This is a genomic window from Pseudomonas sp. TWI929 (genome assembly GCF_039673335.1).
In the GTDB taxonomy this organism is placed as follows: domain Bacteria; phylum Pseudomonadota; class Gammaproteobacteria; order Pseudomonadales; family Pseudomonadaceae; genus Aquipseudomonas.
The window spans coordinates 13,157-37,711 of the sequence record NZ_JBDJLK010000003.1 but is presented as its reverse complement, the minus strand read 5'-3'; the positions used below and the strand labels follow the sequence as shown (position 1 = coordinate 37,711).

Sequence of the window (24,555 nt, the reverse complement as noted above, 5' to 3'; positions counted from 1 at the left end):
CAAGGCCCACACATTGGATCGGCGTACGCCAAACCCTTGTAGGAGCGGCCTTGTGTCGCGATGGGCTGCAAAGCAGCCCCAAAATTTCAACCCAACCTCACTCCTCAAACCGGATCGGGCACAACGCCACACCTTCCAGCTTCTGCAATTCTTCAATCACCTGCGGCCTGGCCCGATGCAGGGTCAAACTCCCGCCCATCCGCCGCAACCGCCGCGCCTCGCGGTGCAACATATCCACACCCGAGTAATCGATGAAATTCACCTGCCGCGCATCGATCACTACATGCGGCCCCTGGCAGCGCTGCAAGCGCACCTGCAGGTAATGCGCCGCGCCAAAGAAGATCGACCCGCCCACCCGCAGCACATCCGCCTCCCCTTCACGGCTCTGCTGCACCCGTGGCCGTGAGGTGCGCTTCAGATAGAAAAACAGCGACGCCAGCACCCCGGCGTAGATCGCCGTCTGCAGCTCCAGCAACAAAGTCGCCGCCGCCGTCAGTGCCATCACCAGGAACTCCGAACGGCTGACCCGGAACAGCGCGCGAATGCCCCGGTGGTCCACCAACCCCCAGCAGATCAGCAGGATGCTGCCGGCCATTGCCGGAATCGGCAGGTGCGCGATCAACCCGGCGCCGGTAACGGCGAACAGCGCCACCCACAGCGCCGAGAACACCCCGGCCATGGGCGAGCGGGCGCCGGCCTCATAGCTCAGGCCCGAGCGGGTGAAGGAGCCTGCAGACAGGTAACCAGAGAAAAAAGCCCCGGCAATGTTCGACAGGCCTTGTGCGCGAATTTCCTGATCAGGGTCGATCAACTGTTCCGAGCGTGCCGACAACGAGCGGGCAATCGACAGGCTGGTGACCAGCCCCAGCATGCCCACCGCCACGGCACTGGGCAGCAAGCGCAGCATGAGTTCCACGTCCAGCAAGGGCAGCGGGCTGAACGGCGGCAGTTGCCCGGTGAAGGCCGCCACCCGTGGCACATGGCCAAAGTAGCCCGGCAGCAGCCAGGCCAGCAGGCTGACGGCTATCAAACTTATCAACAGGCTCGGCCAGCGTGGGCGCCAGAGTTTGAGTGCCACGCCGATCGCCACAGTGGCCATGCCGAGGATCAGCGATGGCAGGTCAACTTCGCCGGCATGGCTGGCCAGGTCTTGCACGGTCTTCAATGCCGTGGCCTGGCTGGGCAGGTCCATGCCCAGCAGGTTGGGCAGTTGGCCCAGGGCGATAACGATGGCGGCACCGAGGGTGAAGCCGAGCACCACGGAGTGGGAGACGAAATTGACCAGCGCGCCGAAGCGCAACAGCCCCAGCAGCAGCTGGAAGATGCCACCTAGGAAGGTCAGCAGCAGCACCAGGGTGATGTAGTCGGCGCTGCCGGCCACGGCCAGCGGGCTGATACTGGCGTAAAGGACGATGGAAATGGCCGCGGTTGGGCCGCAGATCAGGTGCCAGGACGAGCCCCATAGGCAAGCGATCAGCACCGGCACGATGGCTGCGTACAGGCCATATTCGGCGGGCAGGCCGGCGATCAGGGCGTAGGCGATGGATTGCGGCAGGGCGAGGATGGCACCGCTCAGGCCCACCAGCAGATCCTGGCGCAGGCTGCGGCCCGATTGGCGGGGGAGCCAGGAGAGGAAGGGCAGCAGGTGAGTGAGGCGATGCATGGGTTATCCACATTCCTTAAGTTGCACTGTCTCTCTGTGGGAGCGGGTACACCCGCGAATGCGCGGGTAGCCTCACTGCCGCATTCGCGGGTGAACCCGCTCCCACAGGATTGGTTTACAGCTTGGTTTTTACTGCTTCGCTAGCATCCCCGCCACTTTTGGTAGTCACCCCAGCCAACCACCCCTCCAGCAGCTCAGGATGCGCCTTCAGCCAAGTCTTGGCCGCTTCATCGAAGCTGGTTTTCTTGTCCACAACCTCGGCCATGATGGTGTTTTCCATGTCCAGTGTGAACTTCAGGTTACCCAGCAGCTTCGCCGCATTCGGGCAGGCTTGTGGATAACCCTTGCGGGTCAGGGTGTACACCTCGCCCTTGCTACCAAACCACTTTTCCCCACCCGTCAGGTAATGCATCTTCAGCTTCACGTTCATCGGGTGCGGGGTCCAGCCGAGGAAGGTGATGAACTGCTGCTTCTTAACCGCCCGGTCGACCTGGGCCAACATTGCCTGCTCGCTGGACTCCACCAGCTTCCACTGGCCGAGGTTGAATTCATTCTTGTCGATGATTTGCTTCAGCGACAGGTTGGCCGGTGCGCCGGAGCCAATCCCGTACAGCTTGTTGTTGAACTGGTCGGCGTGTTTCTGCAGGTCGGCAAAGTCCTTCACCCCGGCATTCCACACATAGTCGGGCACTGCCAGGGTAAATTCGGTTCCCTCAAGGTTGCGTGACAGCTGCTGCACGTCGCCATTGGCGATGAACTTGTCATGAAAGCCCTGCTGCGCAGGCATCCAGTTGCCGAGGAAGGCATCGACCTGGCCATCCTTGAGGCCGCCATAGATGATCGGCACGGCCAGGCTGTCGATCTTCACCTGGTAACCCAGGCTTTCCAGCAGCAGGCGGGCCACGGCATTGGTCGTGGCGATATCGCTCCAGCCGGGGTCGGCCATTTTCACGGTACTGCATTGCGCATCGCTGTCGGCGGCGTGGGCCGTGCTGGCGCCCAGGCCCAAGGCCAGGGCGAACACGGCGGCGGAGAACTGGTGCATGGCGGCCTCTCTTCTCAATCCATGGGTGCGGGCTGTGGGTAACGGGCCTTGCGCTCGAGGTCGTCGAGATCGATGTGGTTGCGCATGTACTGTTGGCTGGCGTCCACCAGCGGTTGGTGGTCCCAGCTTTTCAGCTTGCCGATGGCCAGCGCTTCGGCCACCAGGCGGCGGCGCCGCTGGCTGGCCAGTACCTGCTCGCGCAGGCTGGGGATATCCCACCGCTGTCGTGCTTCTTCGACAAATGCCTGCAGCAGCGCCTGGTGCTCCGGGCTGCCGGTGAGGTTCTCCCGCTCGTGCGGGTCGCGGCTCAGGTCATAGAGTAGGCAAGGGTCGTCTTCGCTGTACACGAATTTGTACGGCCCGCGGCGGATCATCATCAATGGGCCGACGGTGCCTTCGGCCATGTACTCGCCGATCACTTCGTCATGGCCGCCCTGCCCTTGCAGGTGGCCAAGCAGCGAGCGGCCATCCAGGTGCAGGGCTTTATCCACAGCGCCGCCGGCCAGTTCGACCAAGGTCGGCAGCAGGTCGCAGGTAGACACCGAGGCGCTGACCCGGCCCGCCGCAAAGTGCTTCGGCGCGTGGATGAGCAACGGCACCCGCGCCGACATCTCGAACCAGTGCATCTTGTACCAGAGGCCACGCTCGCCGAGCATGTCGCCGTGGTCGCCGGAGAACACGATCAGGGTGTCGTCGGCCAGGTTGCATTCCTCCAGGGTCTGCAGCAGCTGGCCGATGTTGTCGTCGATGTAGCTGCAGGCGCCGAAATAGGCACGGCGGGCGTCGCGAATCTTGTCCACAGGCAGCGGCTTGTTCCACAGGTCGTAAACCTTCAGCAGGCGTTGCGAGTGCGGGTCAAGTTCTGCCTGGCTGAATTCGGCACGGGGCATGGGGATATCTACACCCTCGTAGCGGTCCCAGTAGCGCTTGGGAATGGTGTACGGGTCGTGCGGGTGGGTCATCGACACCGTCAGGCAGAACGGCCGGCCATCGTTTTCGCGCACATGGTCGTACAGGTACTGGCGCGCCTTGAACACCACCTCCTCATCGAAATCCAGCTGGTTGGTGCGCACGCAAGGCCCGGCCTGCAGGACTGACGACATGTTGTGGTACCAGCTTGGGCGCACATCCGGCTCATCCCAGTTAACCGCCCAGCCGTAGTCGGCCGGGTAGATGTCGCTGGTCAGGCGTTCTTCGTAGCCGTGCAGCTGGTCCGGGCCGCAGAAGTGCATCTTGCCCGACAGCGCGGTGCGGTAGCCCAGGCGGCGCAGGTAGTGGGCGTAGGTCGGCACGTCGGCGGGGAAATCGGCAGCGTTGTCGTAGGCACCGATGCGGCTGGGCAACTGGCCGCTGACCAAGGTGAAGCGCGACGGTGCACACAGCGGGCTGTTGCAGTAGGCCGAGTCGAACACCACGGCCTGTTCGGCCAGGCGGCTCAGGTGCGGCATTAGGATCGGTGAAGGGGCGTAAATCGGCAGCAAGGGCGCGGCCATCTGGTCGGCCATGATGAACAGGATATTCGGGCGCGTCATGGTGGCTTCCATCGTTGAGGGTTATGCGAACCGCTTGCCTACCAAGATGCGACTATGGATAACATGGGTAAAGCCCATGGCGGGCAATGACTGGGATTAGCCACGCTTATGTTTGACCACCTTGCCGAGCTGTCGCTGGATACCTTGCGCGTGTTCGAGGCCGCCGCGCGGCTGCGTGGCTTTACCGCTGCGGCGCTGGAGCTGGGCACCACGCAGCCGGCGGTGAGCCAGCAGGTGAAACGGCTGGAGGCGCAGCTGGGCACGCGCCTGTTCGACCGCATCTACCGGGGTATCGAGCTGACCGAGGCGGGCCAGGTGCTGTTCGACCAGGTGCACCAGGGCTTGCAGGCCATGGATGATGGCATTGCCCAGGCCAGCGGGCGCGGCCAGCGCGAGGTGCTGCAGGTGGCCACCGACTTCGCCTTTGCGGCGTTCTGGCTGATGCCACGGTTGCAGCGCTTTCACGAGGCTTATCCACAAGTGGATGTGAGCCTGGTGACCGGTGAGCGCAGCCAGGGCATGTTGCGCCCGGACATCGATGTGGCGGTGCTGTTTGGCGACGGGCGCTTCCACCAGGGCGAGAGCCGCTGGCTGTTCGATGAGGAGGTTTTCCCGGTCTGCAGCCCCCGGCTGATTCATGGCAAGCCCTTGTCAGCCGTGGCTTTGCAACGTTTGCCGCTGTTGCATTTGAAGGGTGAGCAGGCCAGCCGCTGGTTTGACTGGGCGGGGGTGTTTCGCGGGTTTGGGGTGGCCAGCCCGCCGCCGCCGGGGCAGTTGCGGTTCGATAACTATACCTTGCTGATTCAAGCTGCAATTGCCGGGCAGGGGGTAGCGATTGGCTGGGGGCACCTGGTGGATGGGTTGGTGGAGCAAGGGTTGCTGTGCCGGCCTTTGGAGGGGAGTTTGCGCTCGGAGCGTGGGTATTACGCAGTATTGCCGCCGCGTAAACGGCGTGGGGCGTTGATCGAGCGGTTTGTGGATTGGCTGGAGCATGAGCGCAGCCTCTGACATCCCCTGGGGCCACTTTGCGGCGTGATCCCTGTAGGAGCGGGTTTACCCGCGAACACCGGCGTAGCCGGTGCCACACACCGCGTTGCCTTCTTCGCGGGTAAACCCGCTCCTACAGGCGAAAGGGCTGCGCAGCAGCCCCGGCAATCTACACCACGAAGTTCAGATGCTCGCCCCGGTGCAAATCCAGCTCCAGCATATCCACCATCCCCGCCGCGACACGCGACCACCCCGCTTCCGGCAGTGCTTGCGGCGCATTGATCAACGTCCAGCGCAGGGCACTGCGCTGCAACCCATCAACCACCTTATCCACGCATTCGCGCTCTGTTTCGCTGTACTTGCCCGGCTCATCCAGCACATTGAAATCGCCCACCAGCAACAGCCGGCGTATAGTCGTACGCTTCAGCCCTGCCACCAGTGCCTCGCTCAACTGTGCTTGCCCCGGCAGGTCAGCCGGCGCTAGCGCCGACAACAGGGCTATCACCGCCGAGCCGCCTGCCGCGCCCTGCTCCGCTTGGTCGGCATCATGCAGCCCGCCTATCTTGAAATGCAGGCCCGGGCGCGCAGCGTGGCGGTTGAGGTCGTCGACCACGGCGGTGACTTCGTGTTGGCGCTGCAGCAGCTTGGCCATCAGGGCACTGCCCAGGCTGCTTTCAGGCCCGAACAGGACCAGTTTGAACACTGGGGTTTCGGCGTTTTTCACTGCATCACTTCCTTTGCAGGTGGTGATAGTTGGACCGCAACAAGGAGTTATCGTGCAGAGGATAAAGGGTTATCACGCCCACGTGTATTACGACGCAGCGACCATGGAGCAGGCCCGTGAACTGTGTGAGGAGGCCTCGCGGCTGTTTCCCGTGACCATGGGGCGCATGCACCAGAAACCAGTGGGGCCGCACCCGGAATGGAGCTGCCAGTTGGCCTTTGAGCCGGAATTTGTTGGGGTGGTGTTGCCTTGGCTGGCGCTGTATCGGAAGGGCTTGGTGGTGTTCATGCACCCGCTGACCGGGGATGAACTGGCGGACCACCGGGATCATGCAATCTGGATGGGGGCTGTGCGGCCTTTGGATCTGTCGATTTTTGGTGGGTAGATCAAGGTAGCCTGGGCTGGCCTCTTCGCGGGCGCGCTCCCACAAGGACGGCGCAGCGCATGAGAGCGGCGCGGTCCCTGTGGGAGCGGGCATGCCCGCGAATCAAGAGACGCGGTTTAGCGACGAGCGCCACGCACCCCTTCAGCCAGTGCCGAGCACAGGCTCAGCACATCGCTCACCGCCTGCTCGCCAGTTTTAGCCTGGGCAATCTTGTCGACCAGCGCCGAGCCCACCACCACACCGTCTGCCAGGCGGGCGATGTTCGCCGCCTGTTCTGGCGTACGAATGCCGAAACCAACGCTGATCGGCAGGTCGGTATGCCGACGCAGGCGAGCAATCGCCTCGCTCACGTGCTCGGTGGTCGCCGAGCCGGCACCGGTCACACCGGCCACCGACACGTAGTAGACGAACCCGGAGCTGCGCTCCAGCACGCGCGGCAGGCGCGCGTCGTCGGTGGTCGGGGTTGTCAGGCGGATGAAGTCGATACCCGCGGTCTGGGCTGGGGTCGCCAGTTCGGCGTCATGCTCTGGCGGCAGGTCGACGATGATCAGGCCATCGACGCCGGCTTGCTTGGCTTCGGCCACGAACTTTTCCACGCCAAAGCGGTGGATCGGGTTGTAGTAGCCCATCAGCACGATCGGCGTGGTCTGGTTATCCACACGGAATTCGCGAACCATCTGCAGGGTCTTGGCCAGGGTCTGGCCAGCTTCCAGGGCGCGCAGGGTCGCCAGCTGGATAGCCACGCCATCGGCCATCGGGTCAGTGAACGGCATGCCCAGTTCAATCACGTCGGCACCAGCGGCCGGCAGGCCCTTGAGGATCTGCAGCGAGGCGTCGTAGCCCGGGTCGCCTGCGGTGACGAAGGTGACCAGTGCCGAGCGGCCTTCGGCTTTCAGCTCGGCGAAACGTTGTTCAAGACGGCTCATGCCTGTTTCTCCTGGGCGGCCATGTGGCTCATGACGGTTTGCATGTCTTTGTCACCGCGGCCTGACAGGCAGATCACCATCAGGTGGTCCTTGGGCAGCTTCGGTGCGCGCTTGATCGCCTCGGCCAGGGCGTGGGAGCTTTCCAGTGCCGGGATGATGCCTTCCAGGCGGCAGCAGGCGTGGAACGCGTCCAGCGCCTCGTCGTCGGTGATGCTGACGTATTCCACGCGCTTCACTTCGTGCAGGTAGGCGTGCTCGGGGCCGATGCCCGGGTAGTCCAGGCCGGCGGAAATCGAGTGGGCGTCGGTGATCTGGCCGTCTTCGTCCTGCAGCAGGTAGGTGCGGTTGCCGTGCAGCACGCCCGGTACGCCGCCGTTCAGGCTGGCGGCGTGCTTGTCGGTGTGTACGCCGTGACCACCGGCTTCGACGCCGATGATCTGTACGCTCGGCTCTTCAAGGAACTCATGGAACAGGCCCATGGCGTTGGAACCACCACCGACGCAGGCAACCAGGCTGTCTGGCAGGCGGCCTTCTTTCTCTTGCAGCTGGGCGCGGGTTTCCTTGCCGATGATCGACTGGAAGTCGCGGACCATTGCCGGGTACGGGTGTGGGCCAGCCACGGTACCGATCAGGTAGAAGGTGTCTTCAACGTTGGTAACCCAGTCGCGCAGGGCCTCGTTCATGGCGTCTTTCAGGGTGCCGGTACCGGCGGTAACCGGCACGATCTCGGCGCCCAGCAGCTTCATGCGGAACACGTTGGCCTGCTGGCGCTCGATGTCGGTGGCGCCCATGTAGATCACGCAAGGCAGGCCGAAGCGGGCGGCGACGGTGGCGGTGGCCACGCCGTGCATGCCGGCGCCGGTTTCGGCAATCAGGCGCTTCTTGCCCATGCGCTTGGCCAGCAGCACCTGGCCGATGCAGTTGTTCACCTTGTGCGCGCCAGTGTGGTTGAGCTCTTCACGCTTGAAGAAGATCTTCGCGCCGCCGCAGTGTTCGGTCAGGCGTTCGGCGAAGTACAGTGGGTTGGGGCGGCCGATGTAGTCGCGCTGGAAGTAGGCCAGTTCTTCGAGGAACTTGGGGTCGGCCTTGGCCGCTTCGTATTCGCGGGCCAGGTCCAGCACCAGTGGCATCAGGGTTTCGGCCACGTAGCGGCCGCCGAACGAGCCGAACAGGCCGTTGGCGTCGGGGCCGGGGCGGTATTGGGACTGGGTCATGGGGCGCTCCAGGGCGTAATGAATGAGTGATGGGCTTTACTCTAACCACGGCAAGCCCGGCTGAAAACCGATAAGATTGCGCAAACTTGTCAGAAAAACTCACAGGTAAAATGGCCCACGACCTCCCCCCCCTGAATGCCCTGCGCGCCTTTGAGGCCACCGCCCGGCTGAACAGCGTCAGCCAGGCTGCCGAAGCGCTGCACGTCACCCATGGCGCCGTCAGCCGGCAGATCAAGGTGCTCGAAGAGCACTTGGGCGTGGCGTTGTTCGTTAAGGACGGGCGCGGCATCAAACTCACAGATGCCGGCGCGCGCCTGCGTGATGCCAGTGGCGAAGCCTTCGACCGGCTGCGCAGCGTGTGTGCCGAGCTCAGCCGCGATGTCAGCGAGGCACCGTTCGTACTGGGCTGCTCGGGCAGCCTGCTGGCACGCTGGTTCATCCCGAGGCTGGGGCGGCTGCAGGCAGATTTGCCCGAGCTGCGCCTGCACCTGTCGGCGGGTGAAGGTGACCTCGACCCACGGCGGCCTGGGTTGGATGCGCTGCTGGTGTATGCCGAGCCGCCATGGCCTGCGGACATGCAGGTGCATGTGCTGGCCGAGGAGCGCATCGGGCCGGTTCTCAGCCCGCATTTCGCCGGCTTCGAGCGTTTGCAGGATGCACCTGCCAAGGCCTTGCTGGGTGAGGCGTTGCTGCATACCACCTCGCGCCCGCAGGCCTGGCCGACCTGGGCACTGGAGCAGGGGCTGGACCCGGCGGCCATCCATTATGGCCAGGCTTTCGAGCACCTGTACTACCTGCTGGAGGCTGCCGTGGCGGGCTTGGGTGTAGCGATTGCGCCACAACCGCTGGTCGCCGATGACCTGCGGGCGGGCCGTTTGAGTGCGCCGTGGGGCTTTTCACCTACCCCTGCGGCGCTGGCGCTGTGGGTGCCCCGGCGCGCCGCGGACGGGCGCGCCGAGCAGTTGGCCCAGTGGCTACGTGCAGAACTGGCGCGCCAGAGCGCCTAGTTGCGCTTGCTCAGCAGGTACGCTGCCAGCAGCCCCAGCGCGCCAATCGCCACACCGGCGGTGGTGTACGGGTGCCCCTGGGCATAGTCCCGGGTGGCGATGCCGGTCTGGCGGGTGCGGTGTTTTACTTCCTCGTAGGCATCGCTCAGCAGGCTGCGCGAGTGTTGCAGGGCGCTCTCGGCGTTGCTGCGGATTGCCTTCAGCGACTTCTGGGACTCTTCCGACGCATCATGCTTGAGGTTCTCCAGGCTTTTCAGAAGGCTTTCGATCTCCGCTTCCATGCTCTCCAGGGACGTTTTACGCAGCGAGTTGCGGTGCATGTTGACTCTCCTTTGCAGTATGGACTGTAAGGATTGCGACCTTTGGCCTTCGTGAAAGTGCGATCGAACTTTTGCCATTGATGACGCCTCGCAGGTAAACCCGGCCTGCGCTGCTAGGCTCAATTTCACCGTCATCCAAGGAGAGCGCTCATGACCGATCATCACACTTACAAGAAGATCGAGCTGGTGGGGTCTTCGCCCACCAGCATTGAAGATGCAATCAACAATGCCCTGGCCGAAGCCGGCAAGAGCATCAAGCACCTGGAGTGGTTCGAAGTGGTCGATACCCGTGGCCATATCCGTGACAACAAGGCGGCGCACTTCCAGGTCACGCTCAAGGTCGGCTTCCGCATCGCCAATAGCTGATACATCACAGGGCTGGAACAGCCCGGCGGGATGGGGTATTTAGGAAAAGGGCGCCTTGGCGGGCGCCCTTTCTGATTTCATCTGCACAAGGAAAGCGAGTGATGAACAAACTGATTCTGGCGCTGGGCCTGATGACCCTGGCCGGCGGTGCGCTGGCAGCGGGCAAGCCGTGCGAGGAACTGAAGGCGGAAATTGCGGCCAAGCTGGATGCCAAGGGTGTAACCGGCTACAAGCTGGAGATCGTCAAGAAAGGCGAACCGGCGGGCAAGGTGATTGGTAGCTGTGAGGCGGGTAGCAAGGAGATTGTGTACCGCCGCGGTTAATGTGTTGGCTTCTTCGCGGGTGAACCCGCTCCCACAGGGATATCACAGGGCCTGAGAGCGGCGCCGTACCTCTGTTGGGGGTGGGCAAGCCCGCGTAGAAGGTCACGCGGACTTGAGGGCCTGCGCCATCAGCTCATAGGACCGCACCCGGTCCGCATGCTCATACAGATCGCAGGTAAAGATCAGCTCATCCGCCCCGGTCTGCTCCAGCAGCACTTCCACCTTGGCCCGTACCTTCTGCGGGCTACCGATCATCGCCAGGCCAAGGAAGCTGCCCACCGCATCCCGTTCGTGGGGCAACCACAACCCATCCATGCTCTCCACCGGCGGCTTCTGCATCAGGCTCTGGCCGCGAATTAGCGCGAGGATGCGCTGGTACACCGAAGTGGCCAGGTACTCGGCCTTCTCATCCGTTTCCGCAACTACCATCGGAATGCCCAGCATCACATACGGCTTGTCCAGTGTGGTCGAAGGCTTGAAGTGGTTGCGGTAAACGCGGATCGCTTCATGCATGTAGCGTGGCGCGAAATGCGAGGCAAAGGCGTAGGGCATGCCGCGCATGCCGGCCAGCTGGGCGCTGAACAGGCTGGAACCGAGCAGCCACATTGGCACGTCAGTGTCGTGCCCGGGCACGGCGATCACTTTTTGATCATCGGTACGAGGGCCGAGGTAGCGCGACAGCTCCTCGACATCGTCCGGGAAGTCGTCCGGGCCGCCAGCGCGGTCGCGGCGCAGGGCGTAGGCAGTCATCTGGTCGGAACCCGGCGCGCGGCCCAGGCCCAGGTCGATGCGCCCCGGGTACAGGCTGGCCAGTGTGCCGAACTGCTCGGCAACCACCAGCGGTGCATGGTTGGGCAGCATGACCCCGCCAGAGCCCACGCGAATGCTTGAGGTACCACCGGCCAGGTAACCGATCAGCACCGCAGTGGCCGAGCTGGCGATACCGTCCATGTTGTGGTGCTCGGCCACCCAGAAGCGGTTGTAGCCAAAGCGCTCGACGTGCTGCGCCAAGTCCAGCGAGTTGCGCAGCGATTGCGCCGGGCCGGTTTCGGCACGCACCGGCACCAGGTCGAGGGTGGATATCTTCAGGTCACGCAGCTGCTTCATGAGGCCTCCGCAAAGGTGGTTGGCCAAAGGCCTTTTCAACTCTGTATGGGCACATTCGACGGATTCAATGCTTGCCGGGCGATTGATCTGAACTTGATGTAGATGACCGGCCTCTCAACCCATAAGCATGTAACCCAGCGACCAGGAGGCATCATGAAAAAGACAGCATCGGCAATCTGGCAAGGTGGCCTGAAGGACGGCCAAGGCCTGCTTTCCACGGAAAGTGGCGCGCTCAAGCAGAACCCTTACGGCTTCAACACTCGTTTCGAGGGCTCGCCGGGGACTAACCCGGAAGAGCTGATTGGCGCAGCGCATGCTGGCTGCTTTTCGATGGCGCTGTCGATGATGCTTGGTGAAGCGGGGCTGACTGCGGAGCGGATCGACACGGCTGCCGAGGTGACACTCGACAAGCTGCCTGATGGCTTTGCCATTACCGCCGTGCACCTGGTGCTCAGGGCCAAGGTGCCCGGGGCAAGCGAGGCGCAGTTCCTGGAGATTGCCAACAAGGCCAAGCAAGGGTGCCCGGTGTCCAAGGTGTTGAACGCGAAAATCAGCCTGGATGCAGCGTTGGTGGGCTGAAACGGTGCAACAGTGGCAGTTTGCTGTAGTCTAAACAGCGTCGGCAGCACGCTGCCCTTTCAGGAGCCGTTCCATGATTCGCGTAGCAATCGCCGTATTGGCTTCCCTGGTCGCCACGTCTGCGCTGGCGGCGGTGAAGCCGTGCGAGGAGCTTAAGTCCGAGATCGAGGCCAAGATCCAGGCCCAGGGGGTGTCGTCCTACACCCTGGAAATCGTGCCAAACAGCGAGGTCAAGGACCAGAACATGGTGGTCGGGACCTGTGATGGCGGGACGAAGAAGATCATCTACCAGAAGAACGACCGTTAGATTCACGATTTTGGGGCCGCTTTGCGGCCCAATCGCGACACAAGGCCGCTCCCACATAGGCCCTGCATACGCCGATCAATGTGGGAGCGGCCTTGTGTCGCGATTGGGCTGCGCGGCAGCCCCTGATCACGGTATGCAGAACACTTCGCTAGGTTCGTTCACCACCACCGTGCGGCTGGCGTCATACAACAGCACCTGCGGCTCCATCACCGGCGCCCGTGCCTCCAGGCGATAGCGCTCGCCGGCCTTGAAGTTGTCAAAGCGCACGGTCAGGTAGCAGGTACGGTCCCTGGGCTCGGTCATGATGCCGCCCGCGTAGATTTCATAATCGAAGCGCACCACCAGTTCGTGTTTGCCCGGTGTCACCTGGAAGTAACGGCCGTCATCGAGGCGCTTGCCATCGAGGCGATCGGCCATGATTACCCTGCCTGGGGTCATGGTGTAGAGGTCGACCCAGGCCTGCTTGGGGTCTACGGGCGGCAAGGGGCTGGCGCAAGCCCCCAGTGCACTGAGGGCGATCAGCATCATGGGCTGGCGCATGGCAAAACTCCCACTTGCGATTCACAAGTTACAAGCATAGCGCCGTTTGCGCAGTCAGGTGCGTTGGCAGCCTGCGGGCAGGCCCTGGCCAACCAGCTTTTGCTGGTGGTCATAGAGTTTGATCCACGGGCGGAAGCCGATGCTGCCGGCCTGCAACTGGTAACGCTGCCCCGCACCGAAGTCCTTGAAGGTCAGCTTGACCTGGCAATCGCGCCACATCGGCTCGCTGACCGGGCCGATATTGCTGGGGGTAACCGCGAACTGGTAGCGCACGGTCAGCTCATGGCTGCCGGGCTGTACTTCGAAATAACGGCTATCGGCCCAGTCGCGTTCATCGACCTGCACGGCGTCCAGCGAGGTGTCGTCGTAGGGCGTGAGGTCGATCCAGGCCTGGTTCGGGTCCGGGTCTGGCAATGTTGAACAGGCGGATAACAGCAGCAGTGAGCCGGCGACCAACAATGCACGCATGGCGAAACTCCCCCTTGGCAAGATAGTCTTTAAGCGAATCGGCCTTGAGCGAGTCAGACAGTCCCGGATGCTTCGACTTTTTCTTATTCAGCGCTCAGGCCCTGAGCCACTCGACCGCATTTTCACCCGTTTGGTTCCGCTGCTGGCGGTGATCCTGCTGAACGGTTGCAGCAGCGCCAGCTACTACGGGCAGTTGGCCGAAGGCCAGTGGCAGTTGTTGCGTGCGCGGCAGCCGGTGGAGAAGGTTGTGGCCGATCCGGCCACCTCCCCGCAGTTGCGGGCGCGCCTGGAGCACGCCGAGCAGGCACGGGTGTTTGCCAGTCAGCAGCTGAAACTGCCGGATAACCGCAGCTACCGGGTGTACGCCGACCTTGGCCGGCCCTATGTGGTGTGGAATGTGTTCGCCACGCCCGAGTTGTCGTTGCAGCCGGTGACGCATTGCTTTCCGATTGCCGGGTGCGTGGCGTACCGGGGCTATTACCAGCAAGGCGCGGCACGCGGGGCGGCGGCGTTGATGCGCCAGCAAGGCCTGGATGTGTACGTGGGCGGGGTGGAAGCTTATTCGACGCTGGGCTGGTTCGATGACCCGATTCTGTCGTCGATGGTTGGCTGGGGCGACGAGCGCCTGGCCACGCTGATCTTCCATGAGCTGGCCCACCAGCGTTTTTATGTGCAGGACGACACCGAGTTCAACGAGTCGTTTGCCTCCTTCGTCGAGCAGCAAGGCACGCGGCAATGGCGTGTGGCGCGCGGGCTTGCGGCAGTTGGCGGGGAGCAGGGGCAGCAGCGTGAGCAGTTCATCCGCTTGGTGCTGGCCAGCCGTGAGCGGTTGCAGGCGATGTATGCCGGGCCATTGGATGATGCGCAAAAGCGGCAGGCCAAGCAGGTCGAGTTCCAGCGGCTGAGGCAGGAGTACCGGCAGCTGCGTGATGGCCAGTGGGGTGGCGACAAGCGTTATGACGCCTGGATGTATGGGCCGATGAACAATGCCAAGTTGTTGCCATTCGGGTTGTATGACCAGTGGGTGCCGGCGTTTGCGGCGGTGTTCCGTGAGGTGGGTGGGGATTGGGCGCGGTTTTATCAGCGGGTGGAGCAACTCGGGCGGTTGCCGATTGAGCAGAGGAAGGCGGCGTTGCAGCGGTTGATGGTTAGCCAGTGAGATTTTGGGGCCGCTTTGCGGCCCTTTCGCGATACAAGGCCGCTCCCACAAAGATCCTGCGTACACGGGTCAATGTGGGAGCGGCCTTGCGTCGCCATGGGGCTGCAAAGCAGCCCCATGGCCCTCAAGCCTTGATAAATGCCTGATGCATCTCGGCCAAGGTAGCAAAGTGGAAAGCAGGCTCTTCGGCCATCAACTCCTCCCGGCTACCAAACCCATACCCCACCGCCACCGCCTGCACGCCATTGCTGCGCGCACCGATCAGGTCATGCTTGCGGTCGCCGATCATCAGCGTCTGCGCCGGGTCCAGCCCTTCTTCATCCAGCAGGTGGCGAATCAGTTCGACCTTGTTGGTGCGCGTGCCGTCCAGCTCGCTGCCGTAGATCACCTTGAAGTGCTGGTCGAAGGCGAAGTGCCGGGCGATTTCTCGGGCGAATTTCCACGGCTTGGAGGTGGCGATGTACAGCGTGCGGCCCTGGCCGTTCAGGGCTTGCAGCAACTCCGGCACACCTTCGAACACCAGGTTTTCGTACAGGCCGGTGACGCTGAAGCGTTCCCGGTAGAAGTTCACCGCCTCCCAGGCCTTGGCTTCGTCAAAGCTGTAGAACTGCATGAAGGCCTGCAGCAGGGGTGGGCCGATGAAGTGCTCGAGGCGGGCCAGGTCCGGCTCGTCGATGCCCAGCTTGGCCAAGGCGTACTGGATCGAGCGGGTGATGCCCAGACGCGGGTCGGTCAGGGTGCCGTCGAGGTCGAAGAGGATGTTTTGCTGGTGCATTTACGGGGTTCCACTTAAGTGCTGCGTGGCCATCATTCGCGGGTTTACCCGCGAATACGGTCATTCAGGTTGATCGTAGCCTTCGGCCAAATGCTGGTCCTTGAGCTTCACATAGTTGCTGGCGCTGTAGGCGAAGAACGCGTGTTCCTGGTCATTCAGCAGCCGGGCCTGTTTCACCGGGCTGCCCATGTACAGGTAGCCGCTTACCAGGCGCTTGCCAGGCGGCACCAGGCTGCCGGCGCCGATGATCACTTCGTCCTCGACGATGGCACCGTCCATGATGGTGCTGCCCATGCCGACCAGTATGCGGTTGCCCAGGGTGCAGCCATGCAGCATCACCTTGTGGCCGATGGTCACTTCGTCGCCGATGATCAGCGGGAAGCCGTCCGGGTTGAACGGGCCGGCGTGGGTAATGTGCAGCACGCTACCGTCCTGCACGCTGGTGCGCGCGCCAATGCGGATGCGGTGCATGTCGCCGCGCACCACGGTCAACGGCCAGACCGAGCTGTCTTCGCCGATTTCCACGTCGCCCAGGACCACCGCCGAGCGGTCGACGAATGCCCTGGGTCCAACTTTCGGAGTGTGTTGCTGGAAGCTGCGAATGGCCATGATAGCGTCTCTCATCTTTGCCGATAGGCAGGCTGCCTGCTGCGGTCGGCGTCGATTGTAATTAAGATGGGGCAGTGTTTCTTCTGCCAAGGTATCCGAACCGTGAGTGCGAACAACCCGCTTCTGCAGTCCTACGATCTGCCGCCCTTCTCGCAAATCCGTGCCGAACACGTGTTGCCGGCGATCGAAGCGATCCTGGCCGACAACCGTAAAGCCATTGCCGAAATCCTGCAGCTGCAGGGCAAGAACCCTACCTGGGCGGGCCTGGTGCTGGCCATGGACGAACTGAACGACCGCCTGGGCGCTGCCTGGAGCCCGGTCAGCCACCTTAATGCGGTGTGCAACAGCGCCGAACTGCGCGAGGCCTACGAGTCGTGCCTGCCGGCCCTGAGCGCCTACTCTACCGAACTGGGCCAGAATCGTGCGCTGTTCGAAGCCTACCAGGCACTGATCGCCAGCCCTGAGGCTGCCGGCTTCGACGTGGCGCAAAAGACTATTCTCGAGCATGCCCTGCGTGACTTCCGCCTGTCGGGTATCGACCTGCCGGCGGACAAGCAGCAGCGCTATGCCGAAGTGCAGAGCAAGCTCAGCGAGTTGGGCAGCCGTTTCTCCAACCAGTTGCTCGACGCCACCCAGGCCTGGACCAAGCACGTTACCGACGAAGCCGCACTGGCCGGCCTGACCGATTCGGCCAAGGCGCAGATGGCTGCCGCGGCTCAGGCCAAGGGTCTTGAGGGCTGGCTGATCACCCTGGAATTCCCCAGCTACTACGCCGTGATGACCTACGCCAGCGACCGCGCCCTGCGCGAAGAGCTGTACGCCGCCTACTGCACCCGTGCCTCGGACCAGGGCCCGAATGCCGGCCAGTTCGACAACGGCCCGGTGATGCAGGAAATCCTTAGCCTGCGCCAGGAACTGGCCGAGCTGCTCGGCTACAAGAACTACGCCGAGCTGAGCCTGGCTACCAAGATGGCCGAGTCCAGCGACCAGGTGCTGAGCTTCCTGCGTGACCTGGCCAAGCGTTCCAAACCGTTCGCCGCCCAGGACCTGCAGCAGCTCAAGGCCTACGCCGCCGAGCAGGGTTGCCCTGAGCTGGCCAGCTGGGACGCCGGTTACTTCGGCGAAAAGCTGCGTGAGCAGCGCTACAGCGTGTCGCAGGAAGCCCTGCGCGCCTACTTCCCGATCGACAAGGTGCTGGGCGGCCTTTTCAGCATCGTGCAGCGCCTTTACGGCATCGAAATCGCCGAGCTGAAGGGCTTCGACAGCTGGCACCCGGACGTACGCCTGTTCGAGATCAAGGAAAACGGCCAGCATGTCGGCCGCTTCTTCTTCGACCTGTATGCCCGCGCCAACAAGCGTGGCGGCGCCTGGATGGACGGTGCGCGTGACCGTCGCCGCACTGCCAGTGGCCAACTGCAAAGCCCGGTGGCCAACCTGGTGTGCAACTTCACCCCGGCTGCGCCTGGCAAGCCTGCGTTGCTGACCCACGATGAAGTCACCACCCTGTTCCACGAATTTGGCCACGGCCTGCACCACATGCTGACCCGCATCGAGCATGCCGGGGTTTCCGGCATCAACGGCGTGGCCTGGGACGCGGTCGAGCTGCCAAGCCAGTTCATGGAGAACTGGTGCTGGGAGCCGGAAGGCCTGGCGCTGATCTCCGGCCATTATGAAACCGGCGCGGCCCTGCCCCAAGACCTGCTGGACAAGATGCTGGCGGCGAAGAACTTCCAGTCGGGCATGATGATGGTGCGCCAGCTGGAGTTCTCGCTGTTCGACTTCGAGCTGCACGCCAGCCATGGCGACGGCCGCAGCGTGCTGCAGGTGCTCGAAGGCGTGCGCGACGAAGTCTCGGTCATGCGCCCACCGGCGTACAACCGCTTCCCGAACAGCTTTGCGCACATCTTCGCAGGCGGTTATGCGGCGGGTTACTACAGCTACAAGTGGGCCGAAGTGCTGTCGGCCGACGCCTTCTCGCGCTTCGAGGAAGAAGGCGTGCTGAATGCCGAAACCGGCCGCGCCTTCCGCGAGGCGATCCTGGCCCGTGGCGGTTCGCGCGAGCCGATGGAGTTGTTCGTCGACTTCCGTGGCCGTGAGCCTTCCATCGATGCATTGCTGCGCCACAGTGGCCTCACCGAGGACGCTGCGGCATGAGCGAGGTTGCAGTGAACAAGACCAAGAAACGCTTCATCGCCGGAGCGGTCTGCCCAGCGTGCAGCGAGCCCGACAAGCTGATGATGTGGAGCGAAGACGACGTCCCGCACCGCGAGTGCGTGGCCTGCGGCTTCACCGATACCCTCAATGAACAGGGCCTGTCGGTGCCCAAGGAGCTCGGTACCCGGGTCAATCAGCTGGCGCCGAAAGCGGCGCCGGCCAAGGTGCAGACCGTGCAGTTCTTCCCCAACCCCAAGCTGAAGAAACCGGCCGAGTAACGGCTGTTGGTGCCACCTGCAATGGGTGGTAGATATTGGCTGCCACGGTTGCGAAAGGATGCTGGAAAGTTCAGCCCTCCTTCCGCAACCGTCCAGGCCGTTTCTTATGACTACCCTGTTGAACCCTGATCAACTGCTTGATTACCAGGCTGTAACAGCCGACCAGGCCTTGCAGGCGATTGAAGCCAGTATCAACCGTTACCAGCAGGGCATCCAGCGAGTGATCGCACACCAGGCGGTATTGCCAACCTGGGATGACCTTGTGCTGGCCGTTGATGCGCTTGATGCCGACTTGCAAGGTACCTTCTATTCCTTTGTGCCGATGCTCAATCGTGACGACCAGTGGGCAGCGGTAATCCATGATACGTACGTGAAGGTTGATGGCTGCTTCAAAGACAAGCTGAAAAACGCCCAGCTTCATGAGCTTTACTCACGCTTGGCCAACAGTGCGATTGGCCAGCATCTTGATCTGCGAAAAAAGGCCACGTTGGCGTTGATCCTCAAGGAATACCGATTGGGTGGCGTGCAGCTGAACAGTGACCAGCAAGCGCGCCTGCAAGCGCTGGAAGGGCAACTTAACGTGTTGCAGGGCCAGTTCGGGAGCAACTTTGATGCCTCGCTAGAATTACGGTCTGTGCATGTAACAGATGAAAGCCAGCTGCAAGGCCTGTCGCCTTACCAGCGTACGCAGATGCGTGAAAAAGCCGAGGCTGCCTCGCTTGCCGGCTGGTTGATTATCTGCGACCGGGCAAATTTCACGAGCGTGCTCAAGCATGCTCAAGACCGCTCGCTGCGTGAGCAGGTCTACCGCGCTTACCAGACGCGTGGTGCCAGTGACGATCCGGCGTTGGACAATGGTTCAGTGATTCAGGCAATTGCCGAGTTGCGCGAAGAAAAGGCCCGCCTGCTGGGCTTTGAAAACTACGTACAGTTCAGCGTGCAAACGAAAAGCATCGGAACGGTGGAAAACTTGCAGGCGTTCGTGAATGGACTGGAAGCGCATATCAGGCCCGCCATGGAAGCCTCGAACCGGCAGCTTGAACCCGTGGCAGCCGCGCAAGGCATCGACGCTATCCAGCCGTGGGATATCGCATATCTGCATGCCATTGGTCGCAGTGACAGAACCGTCCTGACGGAAGCTGTGATGCAGGAGTATTTCCCGTTCGAACATGTGCTCACGGCCTTGATCGACTTGGCCAGGCGCTTGTTTGGCGTTGAATTGCAAAAAAGCGATGTGCCCAGGGCCTGGCATAGCAGTGTAAGCACTTTTGAAGTGATCAAGGATCATGCAACCCTCGGCTACCTTTACCTCGACGCGTTGCAGCACGAGTACAAGCAGCCTGACACGGTTCAAACCATCAGCTACTGGCACCGGCGTGTAGATGCCGAGGGGCGTTACCATGGTGCTGTGGCTGCGGTGTTCAGCGACATACCCCAGGGCGTGGAAGGCATACCGCCACTGCTTGATCATCTGGCATTGAAAAAACTGTTCCATGAGTTTGGCCATGCCCTGCACACGTTGCTGGTACAGACGAATAACCACTTGCTGTCCGATACCCGCCGGCTGGGTAACGATGGTGTAGAAGTTGCCGCCAGGTTGTTCGAGTGCTGGGTATGGAATGCCGACTACCTGGCCAGTATCTCGGCCCATTACCAGAATGGCCTGCCGCTGGACGGCGTTCAGTTGCAAGCGCTGCTGACGCAACTGCAGGCTGATAGCGCCCGGGTGTGCGCCAATAGCCTGAGCCTTGCGCTGCTCGATATCGACTTGCACTTGTCCCCAAGCGATGGTCGAAGCTTGGCCCAGCGGGTGGAGCAAAGCCATGCGCGCAGCGGACAGTGGCCGTTGGCCGGGTTTGAAAAGCCGCTGCATGGTTTTGACTACCTGGTAGCAGGCTATGACGCCGGGTTTTATGCCTACCTTTGGGCGGATGTGCACGCCTGGGACCTGTTCACGCGGTTTGAAGTTGCAGGTCTGCTGGATGAGCAGGTGGGCCGGGCATTGCTGGAAGCGTTCTTCGCGCCTTCTGTATCGCGGCCGTTTTCACAAAGCGTTGAAGCGTTTCTCGGGCGACCCATGGATGCGACGCGTTTCCTGAAGTGGAGCGGGCTAATTTGACAAGGCTGCGATGACCGACGGCGCTGGAACCTAAGGCGATTTTTGCTTGCTGTATATAAAAACAGTATTCAGGGTCGACTGATGTTCATTCCGGTACCGCAGAAAGGCCGTGGGACTGTGCACAACCCACACAACCGTTTTTCCTCCAGCCGTTCGGTGACCGAGGACGATGGTTGGTATCAGGAAGTACCGCCCAGCCAGAATACCGAGGTGCGGGTCGAGGTGGCCAAATCGGTTATCAGCCGGAATACCTCGCCCGACCTGCCCTTCGATCGTTCGATCAACCCCTACCGTGGCTGCGAGCATGGCTGCATTTACTGCTATGCCCGCCCTTCCCATGCCTATTGGGACCTGTCTCCCGGCCTGGATTTCGAGACCAAGCTGATTGCCAAGACCAACGCTGCCGAAGTGCTCGCGCAGCAGTTGAGCAAACCGGGCTATGTGTGTGCGCCGATCAACCTGGGCTCCAACACCGACCCTTACCAGCCGATCGAGCGGGAACAGATGCTGACCCGGCGCTTGCTTGAGGTGCTGCTGCGTTTTCGTCACCCGGTGACCATTGTCACCAAGGGGGCACTGGTATTGCGCGATCTCGACCTGCTGGCCGAGATGGCCAGCCAGCGCCTGGCGCGGGTGATGATCAGCCTCACTACCCTGGACGACGATCTTAAACGCGTGCTCGAGCCCCGTGCGGCTTCTCCCAAAGCGAGGTTGCGGGCCATTCGCGTCTTGCGCGAAGCCGGTGTGCCAGTGGGTGTCTTGTGCTCGCCGATGATTCCGATGATCAACGACAGCGAACTGGAGCGCCTGCTGGAGGCGGCCAAGGAGGCTGGCGCACAGAGCGCGGCCTACATGATGTTGCGCCTGCCGCTGGAGGTGGCGCCGTTGTTCGAGCAGTGGCTGCAGGACCATTACCCGCAGCGGGCGGCGCATGTCTTGAGCCTGATCCGCCAGAGCCGCGGTGGCGAGCTGTATGACAGCAGGTTTGGCGCGCGCATGCGCGGCGAAGGGGTGTTTGCCGAATTGCTGGCACAGCGCTTTGCCAAGGCGATGAAACGCCTTGAGTTTGAGGGGCGTGAAGCGCAGGCGCTGGACTGCTCGGCGTTCTGCCCGCCGGGTGGGCAGATGGCGCTGTTCTGAGTTCCCGGTGATTACGCGGCCCCCTGCAATATCAGCACTGTAGCTGAGATCGTGGGGCTGCTTAGCAGCCCATCGCGACACAAGGCCGCTCCTACAAGAGGGCGTATTGCCAGCCCGCAATGCAACTAATCAAAGTTAATAATTGTGGTAATGGCTCTTGGCAGCTGATGTTTTTTTGCTATTATCCAGGTCCCGCCTTGTTCATCTGGAACGCCTGTTCTAGAGCCTTCGAATTAAGTTTCAGTTAAGTTTTCCCCGCTAGCGTAGGAAATCAGTCCGCACCGACTGTGATTTATGGCCCGTGCGTGTCATCTAAATCCCTGCATAGCCAGAATCTTTCACCGGTAAAATGGATTTACCTACACACCGTCAAGAGGATGAATCATGCCCGTAAAGGACCCATCCAAGGTCGTACCGCAGGTCCCCGCGGAAAGCGCCGATGCTGCCCTGAAGCACATCGTCGACGGCTTCCTGCGCTTTCACCATGATGTCTTCCCCGAGCAGCAAGAGCTGTTCAAGAAGCTCGCCACTGCGCAAACGCCACGCGCCATGTTCATCACCTGCGCCGACTCGCGCATCGTGCCCGAGCTGATCACCCAGAGCTCGCCAGGCGACCTGTTCGTCACCCGTAACGTCGGCAACGTGGTACCGCCTTACGGCCAGATGAACGGCGGCGTTTCCAGCGCCATCGAATACGCCGTGTTGGCACTGGGCGTGCACCACATCATCGTCTGCGGCCACTCCGACTGCGGCGCCATGCGTGCCGTACTCAACCCGCAATCGCTGACCAAGATGCCGACCGTTTCCGCCTGGTTGCGCCACGCAGAAGTGGCCCGCACCGTGGTCGAGAACAACTGCTCGTGCGGCAGCGAACACGAAACCATGCAGGTGCTGACCAAGGAAAACGTCATCGCTCAGCTGCATCACCTGCGTACCCACCCTTCGGTTGCCTCGCGCCTGGCAGCCGGTGAGCTGTACATCCACGGCTGGGTCTACGACATCGAGACCAGCAAGATCGAAGCCTACGACGCCGCCACCGACAGCTTCCTGCCGCTGGCCGCTGGCGAGCCAGTCCCCTGCGCTACTCCGAGAGGCCGCTACTAAGCGACCCATCCACCGCTAGAACCTTGATAGCCGGCTGCACCCTGTAGGGGTGTGGCGCGGCCTTCGGCTGCCTTGAATTCCCTGACTGCCCTGCCGGCACGCCCGCTGGCGGCCCGCGCCTGCGCGCTCGTCAGGGGCAAACGTGCCCACGGCCAGGGGAATGGCCGTGCGACAGAGAAAGGAGAAACACAGTGAACATTACACAGTTGAAAGCGGCCTTGCCGCGAGAGTTGCTGGCGTCGGTGGTGGTCTTTCTGGTGGCCCTGCCGCTGTGCATGGGCATTGCGATCGCCTCGGGCATGCCGCCGGCAAAAGGCCTGATTACCGGCATTATCGGCGGCATTGTCGTGGGTTTCCTTGCCGGATCGCCGCTGCAGGTCAGCGGCCCGGCCGCCGGCCTGGCGGTATTGGTGTTCGAGTTGGTGCGCCAGCATGGTATGGCCATGCTCGGGCCGATCCTGCTGCTGGCCGGGCTTCTGCAGTTGCTGGCCGGGCGCATGCGCCTGGGATGCTGGTTTCGCGTCACCGCGCCAGCGGTGGTGTACGGCATGCTGGCAGGCATTGGCGTGCTGATCGTGTTGTCGCAGGTGCATGTGATGTTCGACACCGTGCCGCAGCCGTCGGGCATGCAGAACCTGCTAGAGTTCCCGGCAACCGTGGCTGCGGCCCTGCCACAGGAAAGCGCAGGTTCCGGCTGGATGGCCGGTACGCTGGGCCTGGGCACCATCGCCATCATGTGGCTTTGGGAGCGCCTGCGGCCGCAGAAGTTGCGCTTCGTTCCTGGCGCCCTGTTGGGCGTGGCGACGATGACGGCCATTAGTATGTGGCTGGCCTTGCCGGTGAACCGGGTGCAGGTGCCGGCAGACTTGTCCGAGGCTATCGACTGGATCCGCCCGGACGACCTGATGCAACTGGCCGACCCTACCCTGCTGGTCGCCGCTTTTGTCTTGGCCTTCATTGCCAGTGCCGAAACCTTGTTGTCAGCGGCGGCGGTCGACCGCATGCACAGCGGCCAGCGGTCGAACTTCGACCGTGAGCTGTCGGCCCAGGGTATCGGCAACATGCTGTGCGGGGTGCTGGGTGCCTTGCCGATGACCGGGGTGATCGTGCGCAGTTCGGCCAACGTACAGGCAGGTGCGCAGACTCGGGCCTCGGCGATCTTCCACGGCCTGTGGTTGTTGGCATTCGTGGTGGTGTTGAGCAGCGTGCTGCAGCAGATCCCGGTGGCGAGCCTGGCGGGTGTGCTGGTGTTTACCGGGGTCAAGCTGGTTGACTTCAAGGCGTTTCGTGGCCTGGGCCGCTATGGCCGCATGCCGATGTTCACCTACGCGGCGACGGCGCTGGCGATCATTTTTACCGACCTGCTGACCGGCGTGCTGCTGGGCTTTGCCCTGACCTTGCTGAAACTGGCGTTCAAGGCCGCACGGCTGAGGATCAACCTGGTCCACCTGGAGCAACGCGGACACATGGAGTTGCGCCTGAGCGGGGCCGCGACCTTTCTCAAGGTCCCCGCCCTGACCCAGGTACTGGAGAATGTGCCGGCGGGTACGCACCTGCATGTGCCGCTCACGAATCTCAGCTATATCGACCACTCGGTTTTGGAGCTGCTCGAGGATTGGGGCCGCGCGTGTCGCGCCTGCGGCTCGCGCTTGTCCATCGAGCAGCGGGGACTCAAGCGCCGTGTCGAAGGACGCTTGCGCAGGGCCGCTCAGGTCTGAACCGGG

At 62.5% G+C, this 24,555-nt stretch carries 26 protein-coding genes; 14 read left to right on the top strand and 12 right to left on the bottom strand.

The window, feature by feature from the left end; translation table 11 throughout:
- Positions 1-97: 97 nt before the first annotated feature.
- The 3 genes from ABE456_RS02470 to betC all read right to left on the bottom strand — a co-directional run bounded on the left by ABE456_RS02470 (position 98) and on the right by betC (position 4,240).
- On the bottom strand, positions 98-1,663 hold the full coding sequence (locus tag ABE456_RS02470; RefSeq protein WP_346642575.1) for a SulP family inorganic anion transporter: 1,566 nt from the start codon (positions 1,661-1,663) through the stop codon (positions 98-100).
- 115 nt (positions 1,664-1,778) lie between these two features.
- Positions 1,779-2,708, bottom strand: coding sequence for a choline ABC transporter substrate-binding protein (gene choX, locus ABE456_RS02465; RefSeq protein WP_346642574.1), 930 nt, complete (start codon positions 2,706-2,708; stop codon positions 1,779-1,781).
- Between the two features lie 14 nt (positions 2,709-2,722).
- Positions 2,723-4,240: a choline-sulfatase gene (betC, locus tag ABE456_RS02460; RefSeq protein WP_346642573.1), complete on the bottom strand. Its 1,518-nt coding sequence runs from the start codon at positions 4,238-4,240 to the stop codon at positions 2,723-2,725.
- Between the two features lie 108 nt (positions 4,241-4,348).
- On the opposite strand from betC, the gene ABE456_RS02455 reads away from it, so the two are divergent.
- A complete protein-coding gene (locus ABE456_RS02455; RefSeq protein ID WP_346642572.1) occupies positions 4,349-5,248 on the top strand; it encodes a LysR family transcriptional regulator in 900 nt (299 codons plus the stop codon).
- Positions 5,249-5,396: 148 nt separating this feature from the next.
- Here the strand turns inward: ABE456_RS02455 and ABE456_RS02450 are convergent, their stop codons facing one another.
- Entirely contained in the window at positions 5,397-5,951 is a 555-nt protein-coding gene (locus tag ABE456_RS02450; RefSeq protein ID WP_346642571.1) for an NAD(P)H-binding protein, read from the bottom strand.
- Between the two features lie 52 nt (positions 5,952-6,003).
- Here ABE456_RS02450 and ABE456_RS02445 point away from each other — a divergent pair, with 52 nt between their 5' ends.
- Entirely contained in the window at positions 6,004-6,336 is a 333-nt protein-coding gene (locus ABE456_RS02445) for a DOPA 4,5-dioxygenase family protein (protein WP_346642570.1), read from the top strand.
- A 116-nt stretch (positions 6,337-6,452) separates the two neighbouring features.
- Here the strand turns inward: ABE456_RS02445 and trpA are convergent, their stop codons facing one another.
- Together trpA and trpB are read right to left on the bottom strand one after the other, a co-directional pair.
- Positions 6,453-7,262, bottom strand: coding sequence for a tryptophan synthase subunit alpha (trpA, locus tag ABE456_RS02440; protein WP_346642569.1), 810 nt, complete (start codon positions 7,260-7,262; stop codon positions 6,453-6,455).
- A complete protein-coding gene (trpB, locus tag ABE456_RS02435) occupies positions 7,259-8,476 on the bottom strand; it encodes a tryptophan synthase subunit beta (RefSeq protein WP_133969820.1) in 1,218 nt (405 codons plus the stop codon). Before trpB ends, trpA begins: the two co-directional genes overlap by 4 nt.
- A gap of 110 nt (positions 8,477-8,586) precedes the next feature.
- On the opposite strand from trpB, the gene ABE456_RS02430 reads away from it, so the two are divergent.
- Positions 8,587-9,483: a LysR family transcriptional regulator gene (locus tag ABE456_RS02430; protein ID WP_346642568.1), complete on the top strand. Its 897-nt coding sequence runs from the start codon at positions 8,587-8,589 to the stop codon at positions 9,481-9,483.
- On the opposite strand, the gene ABE456_RS02425 is transcribed toward ABE456_RS02430, so the two are convergent.
- Entirely contained in the window at positions 9,480-9,803 is a 324-nt protein-coding gene (locus tag ABE456_RS02425; protein WP_346642567.1) for a DUF883 family protein, read from the bottom strand. The genes ABE456_RS02430 and ABE456_RS02425 overlap by 4 nt on opposite strands.
- 150 nt (positions 9,804-9,953) lie before the next feature.
- On the opposite strand from ABE456_RS02425, the gene ABE456_RS02420 reads away from it, so the two are divergent.
- A complete protein-coding gene (locus ABE456_RS02420) occupies positions 9,954-10,169 on the top strand; it encodes a dodecin (protein WP_012269893.1) in 216 nt (71 codons plus the stop codon).
- 101 nt (positions 10,170-10,270) lie between these two features.
- Positions 10,271-10,492, top strand: coding sequence for a DUF1161 domain-containing protein (locus tag ABE456_RS02415; RefSeq protein ID WP_064492528.1), 222 nt, complete (start codon positions 10,271-10,273; stop codon positions 10,490-10,492).
- 102 nt (positions 10,493-10,594) lie between these two features.
- On the opposite strand, the gene ABE456_RS02410 is transcribed toward ABE456_RS02415, so the two are convergent.
- A complete protein-coding gene (locus ABE456_RS02410) occupies positions 10,595-11,599 on the bottom strand; it encodes an LLM class flavin-dependent oxidoreductase (RefSeq protein WP_346642566.1) in 1,005 nt (334 codons plus the stop codon).
- A 153-nt stretch (positions 11,600-11,752) separates the two neighbouring features.
- On the opposite strand from ABE456_RS02410, the gene ABE456_RS02405 reads away from it, so the two are divergent.
- A complete protein-coding gene (locus tag ABE456_RS02405; RefSeq protein ID WP_346642565.1) occupies positions 11,753-12,178 on the top strand; it encodes an OsmC family protein in 426 nt (141 codons plus the stop codon).
- Positions 12,179-12,251: 73 nt separating this feature from the next.
- The gene (locus ABE456_RS02400) at positions 12,252-12,485 is read left to right on the top strand and encodes a DUF1161 domain-containing protein (RefSeq protein ID WP_346642564.1); all 234 of its coding nucleotides are present in this window, start codon (positions 12,252-12,254) and stop codon (positions 12,483-12,485) included.
- A 126-nt stretch (positions 12,486-12,611) separates the two neighbouring features.
- On the opposite strand, the gene ABE456_RS02395 is transcribed toward ABE456_RS02400, so the two are convergent.
- Together ABE456_RS02395 and ABE456_RS02390 are read right to left on the bottom strand one after the other, a co-directional pair.
- Complete coding sequence (locus ABE456_RS02395) at positions 12,612-13,025, bottom strand: hypothetical protein (protein WP_346642563.1); 414 nt, start codon at positions 13,023-13,025, stop codon at positions 12,612-12,614.
- A gap of 54 nt (positions 13,026-13,079) precedes the next feature.
- A complete protein-coding gene (locus ABE456_RS02390) occupies positions 13,080-13,493 on the bottom strand; it encodes a hypothetical protein (RefSeq protein ID WP_346642562.1) in 414 nt (137 codons plus the stop codon).
- Between the two features lie 85 nt (positions 13,494-13,578).
- Here ABE456_RS02390 and ABE456_RS02385 point away from each other — a divergent pair, with 85 nt between their 5' ends.
- Positions 13,579-14,652 (top strand): aminopeptidase, encoded by a 1,074-nt coding sequence (locus tag ABE456_RS02385; protein WP_346642650.1) that lies wholly within the window; start codon positions 13,579-13,581, stop codon positions 14,650-14,652.
- A gap of 124 nt (positions 14,653-14,776) precedes the next feature.
- Here the strand turns inward: ABE456_RS02385 and ABE456_RS02380 are convergent, their stop codons facing one another.
- Positions 14,777-15,427 carry an HAD family hydrolase gene (locus tag ABE456_RS02380; protein WP_346642561.1) on the bottom strand — a complete coding sequence of 217 codons (651 nt, stop codon included), beginning with the start codon at positions 15,425-15,427 and terminating at the stop codon, positions 14,777-14,779.
- A 60-nt stretch (positions 15,428-15,487) separates the two neighbouring features.
- Positions 15,488-16,036, bottom strand: a complete 549-nt coding sequence (locus tag ABE456_RS02375) for a gamma carbonic anhydrase family protein (protein ID WP_233688227.1) — start codon at positions 16,034-16,036, stop codon at positions 15,488-15,490.
- Between the two features lie 102 nt (positions 16,037-16,138).
- Between ABE456_RS02375 and prlC the strand changes: the two genes are divergently transcribed.
- The 6 genes from prlC (at position 16,139) to ABE456_RS02345 (ending at position 24,549) form a co-directional block, all read left to right on the top strand.
- Positions 16,139-18,190, top strand: coding sequence for an oligopeptidase A (gene prlC, locus ABE456_RS02370; protein ID WP_346642560.1), 2,052 nt, complete (start codon positions 16,139-16,141; stop codon positions 18,188-18,190).
- Positions 18,187-18,468, top strand: coding sequence for a YheV family putative zinc ribbon protein (locus ABE456_RS02365; protein WP_054884391.1), 282 nt, complete (start codon positions 18,187-18,189; stop codon positions 18,466-18,468). The genes prlC and ABE456_RS02365 overlap by 4 nt, the downstream gene beginning before the upstream one ends.
- Before the next feature lie 106 nt (positions 18,469-18,574).
- A complete protein-coding gene (locus tag ABE456_RS02360; protein ID WP_346642559.1) occupies positions 18,575-20,587 on the top strand; it encodes a M3 family metallopeptidase in 2,013 nt (670 codons plus the stop codon).
- An 81-nt stretch (positions 20,588-20,668) separates the two neighbouring features.
- Complete coding sequence (locus tag ABE456_RS02355; protein WP_346642558.1) at positions 20,669-21,727, top strand: PA0069 family radical SAM protein; 1,059 nt, start codon at positions 20,669-20,671, stop codon at positions 21,725-21,727.
- 384 nt (positions 21,728-22,111) lie between these two features.
- On the top strand, positions 22,112-22,831 hold the full coding sequence (locus tag ABE456_RS02350) for a carbonic anhydrase (protein WP_346642557.1): 720 nt from the start codon (positions 22,112-22,114) through the stop codon (positions 22,829-22,831).
- Positions 22,832-23,022: 191 nt separating this feature from the next.
- Positions 23,023-24,549 carry a SulP family inorganic anion transporter gene (locus tag ABE456_RS02345; protein ID WP_346642556.1) on the top strand — a complete coding sequence of 509 codons (1,527 nt, stop codon included), beginning with the start codon at positions 23,023-23,025 and terminating at the stop codon, positions 24,547-24,549.
- The last annotated feature ends 6 nt before the right edge of the window (positions 24,550-24,555 follow it).